Here is a 15,691-nt window from a genome sequence, read left to right as displayed (position 1 = left end):
GGGCGCAGGGCACCCTGGACGCTGTGTCCGCCCGTGGTGAGCTCGACGCATCGGTGGGGTAACGTCCGGGGCCGGGCGGAAGACGCCCGGCGGAACGAGGGGAAGACCGAGGTGGCAGCCCGTAAGGACGGAATCCGGCGGCCGCAGCCGGCGGCGGGGGAGCGATCGGAGCAACCCGGGTGGGCACAGGAACTACTGGAGCACCTGCGGCCGACGGGCCGTGACGTCCGCAGGATCGTCGACTGGCTCGCCGGCACCGTGCACGCGTCCGTGGCTCTCCGGGACGCCTCCGGAGCCCTCGTCGCCGGGACCGGGCTGCGGCTGGACGATGACCTCGTCGCCGCTGTCACCTCGGGCCGGATCGCCTCCGCGGCCTGGGAGGACGGCGAGCGCCACCTGCGCCTGGTGAAGGTCGGGCACCCCTTTGAGGTCTGGGCACTGGCCGTCTCCCGAGACGCCCCGTTCGACCGGCGCAGTGCCGACATCGTCGTGCACACCGCCCAGGTCGTCGAGCTGTTGCTGACCGCCCGCGAGACCGCCGCGGCCGGGCGGCGGCTGCGGCGGGCCAGCGCCGACCTGCGGCTGGCGATCCTGCAACTCCTGATGGTCGAGGACACCGTCGCCGCCCGCCGGGTGGCCGCGGGACTCTGGCCGGGCCTGCTCGACGCCGACACGGCATGCGTCTACGTCGTCGAGTCCGAGCCCGCCCACCGCGACCGCCTCGCGCAGGAGTGCCTGGACGCCACGGAGGAGGCGGCCCTGGTCGTGCGGTGTCCGGCCATGGACGGGCACGTGATCGTCGTCAGCCCCCGCGAGGCCACTGCCGGTGAACTGAAGTCCCTGGTCGAACGGCACCCGGACGCCTTCCTCGGAGGCAGTGTCTGGCAGAGCCTCGCCCGGACCGCCACCGCGTACGGTCAGGCCGTCAGCGCCCTCGCCGTGGCGCGCTTCCGCCCGGACAAGACGGCGGTGTACGCCGAGCGCACCCATCCCGAGCGGCTGATGGACCCTGCGGCCCTGCGCGGCTGGGCGGCCCGACTGCTGCGCCCACTGGACGCCGTGCCGCACCACACCCGCGCCGAGCTCCTCGCCACCACCCGCCTCGGCCTGGAGTTCACCGCCGTCAACACGGCCAAGATCCTCGGCGTGAGCCGCAACACGGTGCGCGCCCGCATGGAACGCGTCGAGACCATGCTGGGCACCGACTTCGACGACGTCACCGCCCGTGCCGTCGTGCACCTGGCGCTGCACACCCAGATCAACCTCCAGGACGGGCAGACGGGCGGCACCTGCGCGACACCCGCCCCGGGGCTCACGCCTCTGGTGTCCGGGCCCGCCGTACGCTCCTGGGCCAAAGAACTGCTCGAACGGCTGGACCGGGACGCCCGCCCTCTGCGGCGCACGCTGCGTACCTGGATCGCCGCCGGCGTCAACGCCGAGCGGGCCGCCCAGGTCCTGGGCGTCCACGCACAGACCGTGCGCGAGCACGTACGCAGCTCCGAGCCGGTCCTGGAACGCCAGCTGCTGGCCGCCGGGACCGACCTGTACGAGGTCGTGCTGGCCCATCTGGCGCTGGGAGACCTCGAGCACCCGGTGTTCACGGGCCCCGCACCGGCACCCTCATCCGGGTGAACGACGGACCGGATCGGAATTTTCGACGATTCCGTGGCCGACCGCGCGCGGGGTGAAACGGGCTTTATCGGACTCGTTTGTGCACGGCTGAGTCCTGCGGCCGTCGCAGCGGGCATCGGTGCGATACACACCCGCGTCGCCGTTCACATAGGTTCGTCCCTGCCGCGGGAGCACGACCGGAACGGGGGACCGGTCGCGCTCCCGCCCGTCTTTCCCGCCGGGGCTCGCCGCCGGCCCACCTCATGACAGCCGTGGCGGCCGCGGACGGCCCCGCCGTTCTCGCTCCGACCCGCGCACCGGGGGTGTGCGCGCCGTCGCTCCGAGTCGCCGCTCTCCGCGATGCACGGCAGCATGGCCCTCGTACGCACGCCACCGGCGGGACGCGCGCGATGCGCGCGGCCAGACCGTCCGGCGGCGGGAGGTCCCGCGAGCGGGCTCCGGCTCCCGGGGCCGCGTGAGCGACCACGCGACCGCGCGCCCCCGGGAGCCGGGGAACCCGCGGGTCCGGGACACCGGAGGAACACCGCACCCGGACCGGCCGCGACGGCCGGCCCACGGCCGTACGCCCCCGTGTCCCGGCCCTCCACCAGTCATGAGCAGCCGAAGGAGTCCACCAACATGACGGACGTTTCGAGCCGGGGCCCTGCCCCGGGCGACGACCGCAAGGTACTCACCAACCGGCAGGGCCATCCGGTCCACGACAACCAGAACCAGCGCACGGTCGGCGCCCGCGGGCCCGCCACGCTGGAGAACTACCAGTTCCTGGAGAAGATCAGCCACTTCGACCGGGAGCGCATCCCCGAGCGTGTCGTGCACGCCCGGGGAGTGACCGCGTACGGTCACTTCGAGGCCTACGGCACCTGGGGCGACGAGCCGGTCAGCCGTTACACCCGGGCCCTGCTGTTCCAGGAGCGCGGCAAGCGCACGGACGTGGCCGTCCGGTTCTCCACCGTCATCGGCGGACGCGACTCCTCCGAGGCCGCCCGCGACCCGCGCGGCTTCGCTGTGAAGTTCTACACCGAGGAGGGCAACTGGGACCTCGTCGGCAACAACCTCGGCGTCTTCTTCATCCGGGACGCGATCAAGTTCCCGGACGTCATCCACGCACTCAAGCCCGACCCCGTCACCTTCGAGCAGCAGCCGCGGCGCATCTTCGACTTCATGTCGCAGACGCCCGAGTGCATGCACATGCTGGTCAACCTGTTCAGTCCGCGCGGCATCCCCGCGGACTACCGTCACATGCAGGGCTTCGGCGTGAACACCTACAAATGGGTGAACACCGAGGGCGAGACCAAGCTCGTCAAGTACCACTGGATGCCCAAGGCGGGCGTCCGCTCCATGACGGAGGACGACGCCGCGAACGTCCAGGCGGGCTCCCTCGGCCACGCCACCAAGGACCTCTACGAGGCGGTGGGGCGCGGCGACCACCCGGAGTGGGAACTGCTCGTCCAGATGATGGACGACCACGACCACCCGGAACTGGACTTCGACCCGCTCGACGACACCAAGACCTGGCCCGAGCAGGACTTCCCGCCGAAGCCGGTCGGCCGGATGGTGCTCGACCGGATGCCGGAGAACTACTTCGCCGAGAACGAGCAGATCTCCTTCGGCACCGGTGTCCTCGTCGACGGCCTGGACTTCTCCGACGACAAGATGCTCGTCGGCCGGACCTTCTCCTACAGCGACACCCAGCGCCACCGGGTCGGCCCGAACTACCTCCAACTCCCCGTCAACCAGGCCAAGGCCGCCGAGGTGAACACCAACCAACGCGACGGCCAGATGACCTACCTCGTGGGCCAGGCGGGGGAGAACCCCCAGGTCAACTACGAACCGTCGATCACCGGCGGCCTGCGCGAGGCCAAGGAGCCGTCGCACGACGAGCAGGGCCCGGAGATCCGGGGCTACCTCACACGCAAGCGCATCCCCCGCACCAACGACTACCTCCAGGCGGGCCAGCGCTACATGCTCATGGAGGACTGGGAGCGCGACGACCTGGTGAAGAACTTCGTCGACCTGATCTCCCAGTGCGACCGGCCGGTGCAGGAGCGCATGGTGTGGCACTTCCTGCTGGTCGAGAACGAACTCGGCCGCCGGGTCGGCGACGGACTCGGCATCGCTCCGGGGGACGTCGCCGGTCTGGAGCCCCTAGCCGACCAGGACCTCACCGACGAGGACCGCAAACGGCTCGCCAACCTGGGCGACAACCCGCCGCGTGACGTGCGAGGGCTGACGATGACCCACTGCGTCCCCAACGAACGGCACGTGGTGAACCGCTGAACAGGCCACCGGTCCCCGGGCCGGCCCCGCCAGGGGGCCGCCCGGGGGTGTCTGCGTCGTGCCTCCCTTCGCACCCGGCACTCGCCCCCGACTTGTCACGACTCGTCGCGCAGGACGGTGAAAACGCGCTGCCCACCGATCGAACGGACCGGTTCCCGGGGACCAATCGAGCCATGACAAGCGCATCGTTCCAACGCACCCTCACCCTGCCCGCCTCCGTGTGCGACCAGGCCGCACAGCACCTGGAGCAGGCCGCCAAACGGACCGTCGACGGGGCCGGGATCCCGTTGAAGGCCTTCCGCACGGCCGCCGACAGCGACTACACCCTCCCGGTCTCCGTGGTGGAACAGGCCGCGGCCTGCCTGCTCGTCCTGGCCACCGAGACCGCCCAGACGGTACGGCCGTCGGCGCTGCGCGCCACCATCAGCGTCGCCCTGAGCCTGCGCGACGCCGCTCAGGCGGTCCGTCGGCCCGCGCTCACGAACCGGTTCTGGTGAGACACCGTCCGCCGTCACCGGAGCAGGTGTCGCCGAATGGTCCGTTCCCGCGGGGGAACCCGGCGACCCGCACCACGGACCCCACCGACAGCACTCCGAGACCCCCGATACCCCCGACACCCAACAGGAGAAGGCCATGAGTCTGCTGCGCGCCGTCGGCCGCCCGATGCTGGCATCGATGTTCGTCGCGGGCGGTCTGGAGTCCGTTCGCCACCCCAAGGACGTCGTCCCGGTCGCCGAGCCCGTCGTCCGGCCCGTCACCGAACGCGTCGCCGTGCTCCCGGACCGCACCGAGCAGACCGTACGGCTCAACGGCGCCGTACAGGTCGTGGCCGGGCTGCTGCTGGCCGCCGGACGCGTCCCACGCACCGCCGCGCTCGCGCTCGCGGTCACGCTCGTGCCCACGACGCTCGCCGGGCACCGCTTCTGGGAGGAGGACGACGCCTCCCAGCGTGTCCAGCAGCGCATCCACTTCCTCAAGAACCTGGCCATGCTCGGCGGTCTGCTGATCACCGCCGACGACACCGGAGCCGCCCCCTCGCTGCTGTGGCGCGGCCGTCACACGGCCCGCGAACTGCGTCGCGACGCCCACCTGGTACGGCACGCCGCCCGGGCGGGAGCCCGCCCCGCCGCGGCGGCCGCCCGCGTCCGGGCCAAGCTGCCCGGCTGACCCGGGATCCGTCGGTGAGGGAGCCGACGGGGGCCGAATCGCGTTAGCCCCCCGGAGCCCGGGGAACCCAGGGGCGAGTGGGCCCGGCCGGGTGCCACCACGATCCGGAGGTGAAGCACATGGGACACGGAGGCGACGTCATCGACGAACTGGTGACCGATCACCGGGAGGTCGAGGATCTCTTCGGCAAGATCGAGGACCTGCCGGCCGGGCACAAGGACCGCAAGGCGTACGCGGACCAGGCGACGATCGAGCTCGTCCGGCACTCGGTGGCGGAGGAGGCCTATCTCTATCCGGCCGTGCGCGAGCACGTGGAGAACGGGAACACCCTGGCCGACAGGGAACTCGCGGACCACGCCAAGGCCGAGCAGATCATGAAGGACCTGGAGAGCCGCGACGCGGGGGACGCCGAGTTCGACCGGCTCGTCGGCATGCTGATGGGCGAGATCCGCGAGCACATCGCCGACGAGGAGCAGAACCTGTTCCCCGGGCTGCGCGCGTCCTGCTCCCCGGAACAGCTCGACCAGCTCGGTGACAAGGTCCGGCAGGCCAAGAAGACGGCCCCGACCCGGCCGCACCCCGCCGCCCCGGACAAGCCCCCGGCCAACAAGCTGCTGGCACCGGGCGTCGGCCTGGTCGACCGGCTCCGCGACGCGCTGAGCGGTCGCGGCAAGCTCGACTGACGCCGTCCGACGGCCCGACACGGTCGCTGCCCGGGCAGCGACCGTGTCGGGGCCCGGCGTCAGGCGGTGAGCGTGTGGTCCGGACGGAGACGGTCGAGCAAATGGGAGCGGTGCAGTTCGGCCACGGGCGCCAGCAGGTCGGGGTGGCGCAGCAGCGCCGCTGCCTTCTGGTCGGTCTCGTCGGGTGCGAGCAGCCGCCGGAACTCGGCCGGCGCACCGGTGGTGTGAGTTCCTCCGGAGAGCGCGGCCACGGCGCGGGAGGCCATGTCCGGGTCGGCGAGCAGGCAGGCCGCCCAGCTGGTCACGACCTCGTCCACCCAGGTGCGCCAGGCAACCGGGTCGTCCGGGTCGTCCGGGCCGGCGTCGGCGCCGGTGACCCCGTCGAGCCGGGCCGAACCGCCCGGGCCCGCCAGACCGACCAGAGCGGCGTCCATCGCCGTCGGATACCGGAGCCACGCGGCGACCGTCACCGCCTGCCGCGCCTGCACCTCGCACAGGGCGGAGGCGAGCGCCCCGCCGGAGGCGGGGAAGGAACGGGTCAGCCACTGTGTGGTCGCCGCGATGACCGGGGAGAGGTCTGCTTTCACTGCCGGGCCGTCCGAGCTGGTGGAGTCAGGGACATCTGTCCGGAAACGGTAGCTTCCGGCGCACCCGGTCGGATATGGCCCCGGTCTCCTCCGGGACGTGGCCTCGGCCACACCGGCCGGGGCCGCTCGTCCGCCCCGCGGTGTCCGGACGCGCCGGCAGGGCACCCGGCGGCCATGGACGTACTCGGCCGCCCGGAGGTTCACCGCAGCCCTCGTGAAACGGTCACCCGCGCTGCCACAGGGCCGGGGTGCCGGCCGGTGCCCACGCGCCCTGGGCCTGGTGGCTCTGCAGGCACCGGTAGCGCACGCCGTCGCGGGTCACCACGGCTCCGGCCTCGTACACGCGGCCCTCGGTCCACTCCTGGGTGGCGCCGTCCTGCGGGGCCGGGGTCGGTGTCGTGGCCTGGGCGGTGGTGGTGAGGACGAGGCCGAAATCGCTGAGGATCGGGTTGACCGGCTGGTAGAACGTCGTGCCACCGCTGGTGCAGTTCCCGGTGCCGCCGGAGGTGACGCCCTGCGCCTGGACGCCCGCGACGAACGGCCCGCCGGAGTCGCCCGGCTCGGCACACACCGTGGTCCGGGTAAGCCCGCCGACCGTGCCCTGGGGGTAGGTGACACTGGTGTCGTGCTGCTGGATCGTCCCGCAGCGCCATCCGCTGGTCGAACCGGACCGGCACACCGCGGCACCGACGAGTGCCTGCACCGATCCGGTGACCTGCACCTCCTGACCGTCCTGCGTCTTGACGCCGGGTGTGGCCGTCCACTGGTCGTTGGTGGCCACCCACGCCATGTCCTTGCCGGGGAACGTCGAGGCCCGGAAGGTGCCCTGGGCGGTGCGGTCGTAGCCGGTCGTCACCGCGCCGGGCGCGCCGCAGTGGCCCGCGGTGACGAAGCCCTGCTGCTCGTCCCCGGTGACGGAGAATCCGACGGAGCAGCGGGCGGTGTCGTCTATGTAGAAGGCGTCGCCGCCGGTGATGTCCTGCACCAGGCGCGGCGAGTCCGTCGTCGTGCGGATGTTGACGTCCGTGCCCTGGAGCCCCGCCGCCTCGACGAAGGCGGCGCCGGCCGCCTGGCTCCTCGCCCGCACCATGATGCGGTTGTTCGGCACGTCGACGTACCACACGGGCGTGTCCAGGGTCTGGACACGGGTGGCCGTCGCGTCCAGCTTCGCCTTGGTCGCCACGAGGTCGGACAGCGTCCGCCGGACGACCGCGGCCGTCGCACCCTGGGCCTCGATGGCGGGGACGTCCCCGGCGTCGACGGTCGCGACCGTGAGGTTCTGGGAGGCCGTGCCGTGCACCCAGGCGCCGGCGAACCGCTCGCCCAGGGCGATGCGCAGACGGCCCGCGCGGGTGCCCGCCTCCGCCTCGTTGGCCAGCCGTTCGGACGCCTGGGCCTCAGTCAGCCCCAGATCGCGCTGCAGGGCGCCGAACAGCTGTGCCGACGACCGGTTGGCGTCGGCGCCCAGAGGCCGGGCGGCGACGGGCGCGGGTCCCGCCGTGGGCGGGAGCCCGGCCGCCGCGACGGAGGGGAGGCCGGTGAGGAGGAGACCGCCGAGCGCGGCCAGGGCCGCTCGGCGCGCGGTCCGGGCATGTCTGAGGGCCATTCGGTACGTCTCCTTCGTTCGGGGGTTGGCTGCCGCGAGCCCCGGGGCCTGTCCGGCGGGTTTCCGCCGGGCCCGCTGTCGCACCCCGCCGCGCTGCCGGGCCCGCCCCGCGTACGTCCCGTACGAGAACGGCCCTCCGCCCTGCGACGCACGGCGCCGGCTCTGCGGGCAAGAACTAGGTCCGATCCGGCGTGAAACGCCGGATCGGACCTAGTTCTTGCCCCCGGCGCCCGATGCGATGTCAGGAGCGCGCCAATTTCGCGCTTTGGTGAGGCGAATGCGCCATGTGCAGTACCAGGGCGCGACGGCAGACGCCGGGTGTGGTCGGACGTGAAGCGCCGCCGGCAACGGGCCGACGGCACTGGGGCGAGCGAGGTGCGCGGCTGTGTTCAGCCGGACGCTTCGGTACCGGCTGACGTGCTCACGCGTTCCGGGACCGGCAGATGGGAGAAGTGGAAGGCGCGACCGATGACCGGCTGGGCGACATTGCGCACCTTGACGCCTCCGCCGGTCGTGCCGTGCTCCGTGCCGGCGTGCGCGTGCGCGTGCCCGTGCACGGCGAGGTAGGCGCCGACCGTGTCGATCGCCTCGGCCAGCAGATGGCTGCCCAGGAACGGGTAGATCTCCAGCGGCTCCCCGGCCAGGTTCTCCGGCACGGGGGAGAAGCGGGTGAGGGCGATCCGGAGGTCGCAGCCCCCCGCGTCCAGCCGCTCCAGGGACGCCCGCAGCCCGTCGGCGCACCGGCGCGAGTGCCGGACGAACTCCTTCATCACCGGCTCGCCGAACTCCCCGGCGCCGCGCCCGACGAACCCGCCCCCGAACCCCTTGCTGCCGGCCACCCCGATACGTGTGCCGCCACTGCGCACGACGGTCCCCTCGCCTTCCAGGACCCGGGCGCCGGCGTCCCGCAGGATGGCCGTGACCTCGTCCGGGTGGTCGTCGTGGTGGTCGTGGTCGCCGAGCACGGCGACCACCGGGACGGCGAGGCCCCGGATCTCCTCGGCCACCACGCGAGCCTCCCCCGGGGTGCCGTGCAGGGTGAGATCGCCCGCCGGCAGCAGCAGGTCGGCGCAGCAGGGCAGGGTGTCGAACGCGGGACGGAGCAGCCCCTGGCTGTCCGGCCCCATGCGGATGTCCCCGACAGCGGCGATCCGGATCATGCCGGCGCCTCCGCCTGGTCGGGCGACGACGTCTCGTTGACCACGACATCGCAGTGCACCGGAAGCCCGGCGAGCTCCTCGCGCACGATGCGCAGGACCTCCTCGCGGGCGGGGGCCGAGGGAACGGTCCCCGTGACCGGCACGGCCTCGCCGCGGACCTCGATCCGCACGCCGAGTTCACCGAGCTCCCCGGCGGCGAGACGGTCCTGGAGACGGGCGACGCGGTACTCCCGGCTCTGCGCCGGGGGCACGCCACCCGCCGGTCCGGCGCCTTGGCTGCTCGTGGGGATGCTCCTCCGCGGGCTCGCGGACGACGGTTCCCCCGGACGACGGGCTGCCCCGGGGACGGGTCAGCCGCTGTGTCCGCACTGAGCACCCGGGGTGCCCGGTCCGGCACCGGCGGAGGTACGAGGCGCGGGGGCCGCTGTCCGTGCGACGGGGCGGCGACGGGACCACCCCGGGTGAACAGGAAAAGCGGTCCGGCCGTTCACGGCTGAATATGGGCGGCAAGGCAGGGAAGCCGATGGGTGCCCCTGGGTGATGCGCTTTGGAGGTCGACATGGACGACATGACCGACATGAACCCAGACACGTCTCGTTCGTCGGATCTTCCGCAGCCCCTGCGGGCCATGGCGTCGGGTCTGCGGCACGTGCCGGGCGCTGAACAGGTCGGGAAGGCGGCCGGCGGTGCGCTGGACGCGATCGGGGCGGTGTCCCCGCGCGGTCGCCGCATGGTCGTCTACGCCGGAGCCGGCGTGCTCGGTGTGGCCGGCGTCGTCGAGTGGCCGGTGGCGCTGACCGGCGCGGCCGTCGCCTGGCTCACCCAGCAACGTCCGGCCCGGCCGCCGGAGACGGAGTCGTCGAACGGCACAGCACCGTCCGGCGGACACGGGGCGCACCGTCCGGAAACCGGAGCGGAACCGGAGCCCGCGCCCGAACCGCCCACCGACCAGGGTCCCGGCGACCGGCTGGGCCTCTCCCGCCACCGGCACGAACCGGCGGAACCCCACGTGCGCGAACAGCCCGCCAGGGTGGGCGACACCGCGACGGCGTCCGCGCTCAAGCAGGTCGCCGAAGCCACCGCGCACCACGAACCGCACACCGCCCGCCACCCTGGCCGAGGCGGCGCACACGACCCGCAGACCGGCTGATCCAGGATCACGGGGCACCCTCAGATGTTCACACGCTTCGACGTCGCCCCCCTCGCCGGGGCCGTGGTGGGGGCCGCCGCAGGCGCCGCCCGCAGCACCGCCCAGGGAATGACGTCCGTCCACGACACGACGCGCCGCATCCGCAACGTCGCCCGCAACGCCCTGGGCGGCGGCCGGCACTGGCGGGCCGGACACCGCGTCCACCTGGCGCTGCGGGACCCCGGCGGCGACGCCGGCCCGCTCGCCCGCAAGGTGGCCGCCGAACTCCTCGACCACCCCGACGTGCTGACGGCGTACTGGGACGAGGGGCTGACCCGCCTCGTCGTGACGGCGGCGGAGGACGCGGCCGGCGACCGGGTGACCGAGCGGGCCGTCGCCCTCGCCACCCGCCTCGGGCTGAGTGAGGGTGCCGATCCGGAGGAGGACGAGACCTTTCATCCCGGCGACCCCCGCGAGGTACGGGTCAGCGCCGCCGCGCTGCTGCTGGACGCCGCCGGTGCGGCCGGGGCCCTCGCCGGGCGCTCGCTGGGCCTGCCGCGGACCCCGAGAACGGTCACCGCCGCCGTCACGCTGATGCGTGAGAACCCCCGCTTCCGCGCCCTGCTGAGGCAGCGGTTCGGCTGGAACGGCATGGAACTCGTCCTCGCCGCCGCCAACGCCGCCGCCCACGGAGCCGGACAGTCCCCGATGTCCCTGGTCCTCGACGGGCTGCTGCGGACCGGTCAGCTGGCCGAGGCGGTGGCCCGGGCCGCGGCCTTCGAGGCGCTGCACGACGACCTCTGCACCGAGGAACGCGCCGGCGTCCCCAGCCCCACCGACAGCCGCCCACCGCTGCGGGTCACCCCCGCCCAGGCCTACGCGGCCAACGCCGGCACCGGCAGCCTGGCCGGCGCCGCCGCCGCCCTCCTCGTCACGCACCAGACCCAGGAGGCAGCCGAAGCAGTCCTCGCCGGATCCCCCAAGGCGGCACGCTACGGTCCGGCCGCCTTCCAAGCGGCCCTCGGCACCTTCCTCGCCCGGTCCGGGATGCTCGTACGCAGTGGGGAGCGGCTGCGACAGCTGGAGATCGCCGACTCCCTCGTCCTGCACGCCGACGTCCTGCGCAGCCGCCCGCCGGGCACCCCGGACGCCGACGGCGGGGCCGCCGCGTTCGACGACCCGGTCGACCCGTTCGCCGAAGCCGTCCTCGACGCGGCCCGCCGGGCCGGGCTGTACGTCGTGATCACGGGCGGCTCCGACCTGAAGGACATCACCCGGCTCGCGGACGAGGCGGCCCCGGCGGACATGCCGCTCGGCGACGTCGTACGGGCGCTGCAGAACGACGGGCACATCGTGGTGGGTGTCGCCCGTGTGGCCGAACCCGGTGACGGCGAGGTGGCGGACGGGCTGCCCGCCGCTGACGTGGCCGTCGCCCTCACCGACGAGCGGTCGGCGATCGCCTGGGGAGCCGACGTGCTCGCCCCGGGCGGAACGGCCGACGTATGGCGGCTGCTGACGGCCATTCCGGCGGTCCGCCGGGTCGGCCGCCGCTCGCAGGTCCTGGCCCGCGCGGGCGCCGCCCTGTCGGGGCTCATGGTGGCCCGCGGCGGCAAACCCGGCGGCCGCGCCTGGCAGCGGCTCACCCGGCACGCCCCGGTGAACATCGCCGCGGCGGGCGCCCTGCTCTCCGGCTGGGCGGAGGCCGTCGGCGTGGCCCGCGCCACGCCGCCCGAACCACGGCTGCACGTGCCCTGGCACGCGCTGGAGCCGCACGAGGCGCGCGACCGGCTGAGCAGCCCCGCGACCGACGCCGAACCCCGCGGTCTCGCCCTGCTCGCCGACCGGTCCCGCCGGCGGGCGGCCCGGCTCGCCCGTACCCCCGTGGCGGCCCCGGCCCGCTGGACCTGGCAGGCGGCCGGTGCCGTCCGCCGGGAACTCGACGACCCCCTCACGCCCGTCCTGGCCACCGGGGCGGTCGCCTCCGCCCTGCTCGGCTCGCTCGTCGACGCGCTGCTCGTCGTCGGCGCCATGGACCTCAACGCCGTGGCGGGAGGACTCCAGCGGCTGCGCGCGGAACAGGCGCTCGCCCGGCTGGCCGCCCGCCAGCAGCCCAAGGCACGCCGACAGGACGACCGCAGTCGCACGGTCACCGTCGACGCGGTCCGGCTGCGGCCCGGCGACCGGATCAGCCTCGCCGCCGGGGATGTCGTACCGGCCGACGCACGACTGCTGGAGGTGGACGGACTGGAGGTCGACGAGTCGGCGCTCACCGGCGAGTCCCTGCCCGTGGCCAAGGACGTCGACGCCACTCCCGGCGCGCCGGTGAGCGGGCGGACCTGCATGGTCTTCGAGGGCACCACCGTCGTGGCCGGCCGGTCCGTCGCGCTGGTGGTGGACACCGGCGACCGCACCGAGGCGGGCCGCGCCGTCGCGCTCGCCGCCCGCACCCCGCCGCCCGCCGGCGTCCAGGCGAGGCTGCAGGAACTGACCCGCAAGGCGCTGCCGGTGACCCTCACCGGCGGGGCCCTGGTGACCGGGTTGTCGCTGCTGCGCGGCAGTCCGCTGCGGCAGGCCGTCAGCGGCGGGGTCGCGGTGGCCGTCGCCGCCGTCCCCGAAGGGCTGCCGCTCGTCGCGACCGTCGCCCAGATGGCGGCGGCCCGCCGTCTGTCCCGGCGCGGCGTCCTGGTGCGCACGCCCCGCACCCTGGAGGCGCTCGGCCGGGTCGACACCGTCTGCTTCGACAAGACCGGCACCCTCACCGAGAACCGGCTGCGCCTGGTCCGGGTCGCGACCGCCGACGGCACCGTCCTCGCCCCGGACGCCGAGTCCGCCGTGCCGGTGGTACGGCTGGCCGCCCGCGCCTGCCCGCAGGTGGAGACGGGCCAGGGGCTCCGGGTCGCGCACGCCACCGACGAGGCGGTCCTCGACGCCGCACCGCCCGACGAGTCCTGGGCGCCCAGCGGTGAGCTCGCCTTCGAGGCCAGCCGGGGCTATGCCGCGGCCGTCGGCCGGGACAACGGCGGCACCCACTCGGGCGCCGGTGACCTCCTCGTGGTCAAGGGCGCCCCCGAGACGGTCCTCCCGGCCTGCCGCGACCTGCCCGACGACACGACCGGAACGGCCCGCACCCTCGCGGGGCAGGGGCTGCGCGTTCTCGCCGTCGCCCGGCGGCCGTGCCGGGGCCCGGACGCCACCGCCGAACTCGAAGCCGACCTCGCGGATCTGGAGTTCGTCGGGCTGATCGCCCTGGCGGACGTCCCGCGCGACACCTCGCAGGCCCTCCTCACGGAGCTGCGCCGCTCCGGCATCCTGCCCGTCATGCTCACCGGCGACCACCCGGAGACCGCCCGCGCGATCGCCCTGCAACTGGGCTGGCCGGAGGCGACCGAGGTGGTCACCGGCGACGAACTGGTCGCCATGGGCCGCCGCGACCGGGTCCGCGCCCTGCACGGCGCCGGAGTCGTCGCCAGGGTCGCGCCCGAGCAGAAACTCCATGTGGTGGAGGCGCTGCAACAGGCGGGCCGGGTGGTGGCCATGGCCGGCGACGGGGCCAACGACGCCGCGGCGATCCGCGCCGCCGACGTGGGCGTCGGCATCGAGGCGCGCGGCTCGGCCGCCGCCCGCAACGCCGCCGACCTCGTCCTCACCACCGGCGACCTGTCGGTCCTGGTCGACGCGGTCCGCGAGGGCCGTGCGCTGTGGCGCAGCGTCGCCGACGCGGTGAGCATCCTCATCGGCGGCAACGCGGGCGAGGTCGGCTTCAGCGTGCTGGGCACCCTGCTCGCCGGTTCCTCACCGCTGTCGACCCGTCAGCTGCTGCTGGTCAACCTGCTCACGGACATGTTCCCGGCGATGGCGGTGGCGGTGACCCCGAGCGACGATCCGTCGACGGCGGCCCATGCCGAAACCGGCCCGATGGGCCTCGACGTCCTCGGCGCCCCCCTGCTGCGCGCCATCCGGCGCCGGGGCGTGACCACCTGCCTCGGCGCAGTCGCCGCGTACCTGATCGGCCGCCTCACCCCGGGCAGCAACCGCCGCTCCACCACCATGGCCCTGTGCGGCGTGGTCGGCGCCCAACTCGTGCAGACCCTCTCCGGCCGCCGGCACAGCCCTCTGGTGTGGACGACGGCCCTGGGCTCCGCCGCGGTGCTCGCCGCCCTCGTCCAGACCCCCGGCGTCAGCCACTTCTTCGGCTGCACCCCACTGGGTCCCGTGGCCCTGACGGGAGTGACGCTGGCCATCGCCCTCTCGGCGCTCGCACCGCGCCTGGAACGCCTGGAGACGGTCCGACGCCTGTACGAGCTGCTCTCCCGCCTCGCCCTGCGCCTGGGGGCCGACGCCCAGCAGGCCCGGCACCTGCTGCACAGCGGCATCGCGCGGCCGGTGGTGGCGTAGGGGCTCTCGTCCTGGAGGAAGCGACCACCGGCCGGGACGGCAGCGGCCCGAGCGGAACCTTCCGGGTGCGCTCAGACTGGAAGAGCAGGGCGGCCCCGGAACCCTTCGGGAGATCCGCCGACGCAGGCGGGCGCAGGCCGTGCCCGAAGCCGAAGCCCGCCGGGAACGAGAAGGGCGGGGGTCGGCATGAAGGGCTACGTCTTCCACGGCCCGGGCACCCACACCTTCCCGCTCGAACGCACGCAGGACGCGTACGAGGTCTCCGGCAACGCCGTCGCGCCCGGGACCGTTCGGCCCATGCGCCGAACGGTCCCGGTGACGGACCCTGGAGAGGAGGCGCCGCGGCCCCGATGCACCGGCCGGTCCGACACACCGGCGCGGCACGTCGTGGCTTCCGGCACCCGCGCGAGGAGGTGACGTCCCATGGTGCGGACGCGTGGTGCGCGGCCACGCAGGGTGTGGCTGTGGCGCTGGCGCAAGAACCCGCTGCGGCGCCGCAGCGATCTGATCGAAGCCTGGCTGCTGCTCGTCACCCTCGTCCTCGCCCTCCTGGCCGGGACGTTCACCGGCCTGGCGGCGGCGGGGGCGGTGGACGGGTCCCTCGCGGAGCGCCGCGCCCAGGCCCGCACCGTCCCGGCCGCACTGGTCGGGGACGCGGCACGGGCACTGCCCGCGCCGGTGGCCGAGGACGGTGACGGCAGCGGTCATGTGTGGGCCAAGGTCCGGTGGACCGCCCCCGACGGCACCGTCCGCACGGGCCGGGCGGAGGCCGACCCCGGGAGCAGGGCCGGCAGCGTGGTCACCGTGTGGACGGACGGGGAGGGGCGCCTGGTCTCCGAACCGCCCGGTGGAGTGGATGCTCAGTTCCAGGTCGTCATGGCGGGCCTCACGGTCGCAGCCGCGAGTGGGGGGCTGGTCCTGCTCGGCGGACGGCTCGTCCGGGCCCGGCTCCAGCGGCGGCGCGCGGTGGCGTGGGAGGCCGAGTGGCGGCTGGTCGAGCCGACGTGGCGCAAGCGCATGACGGGCTGACGGACGCACGGTCCGAGCGGGATACG

At 74.3% G+C, this 15,691-nt stretch carries 12 protein-coding genes; 8 read left to right on the top strand and 4 right to left on the bottom strand.

Translation table 11 applies throughout. The annotated features are described in order from the left end of the window. Nucleotides 1-111 precede the first annotated feature (111 nt). The 5 genes from ACVW19_RS03170 to ACVW19_RS03150 all read left to right on the top strand — a co-directional run bounded on the left by ACVW19_RS03170 (nucleotide 112) and on the right by ACVW19_RS03150 (nucleotide 5,759). Nucleotides 112-1,632, top strand: coding sequence for a helix-turn-helix domain-containing protein (locus ACVW19_RS03170; RefSeq protein ID WP_457456355.1), 1,521 nt, complete (start codon nucleotides 112-114; stop codon nucleotides 1,630-1,632). 618 nt (nucleotides 1,633-2,250) lie between these two features. Then, a complete protein-coding gene (locus ACVW19_RS03165; protein WP_457456354.1) occupies nucleotides 2,251-3,909 on the top strand; it encodes a catalase in 1,659 nt (552 codons plus the stop codon). Between the two features lie 173 nt (nucleotides 3,910-4,082). After that, nucleotides 4,083-4,406, top strand: a complete 324-nt coding sequence (locus ACVW19_RS03160; protein ID WP_202280889.1) for a hypothetical protein — start codon at nucleotides 4,083-4,085, stop codon at nucleotides 4,404-4,406. 136 nt (nucleotides 4,407-4,542) lie between these two features. After that, complete coding sequence (locus ACVW19_RS03155) at nucleotides 4,543-5,076, top strand: DoxX family protein (RefSeq protein ID WP_457456352.1); 534 nt, start codon at nucleotides 4,543-4,545, stop codon at nucleotides 5,074-5,076. 119 nt (nucleotides 5,077-5,195) lie between these two features. Next, nucleotides 5,196-5,759 (top strand): hemerythrin domain-containing protein, encoded by a 564-nt coding sequence (locus ACVW19_RS03150; protein WP_457456351.1) that lies wholly within the window; start codon nucleotides 5,196-5,198, stop codon nucleotides 5,757-5,759. Nucleotides 5,760-5,818: 59 nt separating this feature from the next. Here the strand turns inward: ACVW19_RS03150 and ACVW19_RS03145 are convergent, their stop codons facing one another. From ACVW19_RS03145 to ACVW19_RS03130, 4 genes are all read right to left on the bottom strand, one after another. Beyond that, nucleotides 5,819-6,346, bottom strand: coding sequence for a hypothetical protein (locus ACVW19_RS03145; protein ID WP_457456349.1), 528 nt, complete (start codon nucleotides 6,344-6,346; stop codon nucleotides 5,819-5,821). 223 nt (nucleotides 6,347-6,569) lie between these two features. Further along, nucleotides 6,570-7,952, bottom strand: coding sequence for a trypsin-like serine protease (locus tag ACVW19_RS03140; protein WP_457456347.1), 1,383 nt, complete (start codon nucleotides 7,950-7,952; stop codon nucleotides 6,570-6,572). A 389-nt stretch (nucleotides 7,953-8,341) separates the two neighbouring features. Further along, the gene (locus tag ACVW19_RS03135) at nucleotides 8,342-9,112 is read right to left on the bottom strand and encodes a metallophosphoesterase family protein (RefSeq protein WP_457456346.1); all 771 of its coding nucleotides are present in this window, start codon (nucleotides 9,110-9,112) and stop codon (nucleotides 8,342-8,344) included. Next, nucleotides 9,109-9,363 carry a hypothetical protein gene (locus ACVW19_RS03130; protein WP_457456344.1) on the bottom strand — a complete coding sequence of 85 codons (255 nt, stop codon included), beginning with the start codon at nucleotides 9,361-9,363 and terminating at the stop codon, nucleotides 9,109-9,111. The genes ACVW19_RS03135 and ACVW19_RS03130 overlap by 4 nt, the downstream gene beginning before the upstream one ends. A gap of 308 nt (nucleotides 9,364-9,671) precedes the next feature. On the opposite strand from ACVW19_RS03130, the gene ACVW19_RS03125 reads away from it, so the two are divergent. The 3 genes from ACVW19_RS03125 (at nucleotide 9,672) to ACVW19_RS03115 (ending at nucleotide 15,665) form a co-directional block, all read left to right on the top strand. After that, a complete protein-coding gene (locus tag ACVW19_RS03125) occupies nucleotides 9,672-10,262 on the top strand; it encodes a hypothetical protein (protein ID WP_457456342.1) in 591 nt (196 codons plus the stop codon). 24 nt (nucleotides 10,263-10,286) lie between these two features. Further along, nucleotides 10,287-14,636 carry a cation-translocating P-type ATPase gene (locus ACVW19_RS03120; RefSeq protein WP_457456340.1) on the top strand — a complete coding sequence of 1,450 codons (4,350 nt, stop codon included), beginning with the start codon at nucleotides 10,287-10,289 and terminating at the stop codon, nucleotides 14,634-14,636. 423 nt (nucleotides 14,637-15,059) lie between these two features. Continuing rightward, the gene (locus ACVW19_RS03115; RefSeq protein ID WP_457456338.1) at nucleotides 15,060-15,665 is read left to right on the top strand and encodes an Rv1733c family protein; all 606 of its coding nucleotides are present in this window, start codon (nucleotides 15,060-15,062) and stop codon (nucleotides 15,663-15,665) included. The last annotated feature ends 26 nt before the right edge of the window (nucleotides 15,666-15,691 follow it).

Source organism: Streptomyces sp. TE5632 (genome assembly GCF_054061295.1).
The sequence above is the reverse complement of the archived record's forward strand: the minus strand, read 5'-3'. Positions and strand labels throughout refer to the sequence as shown.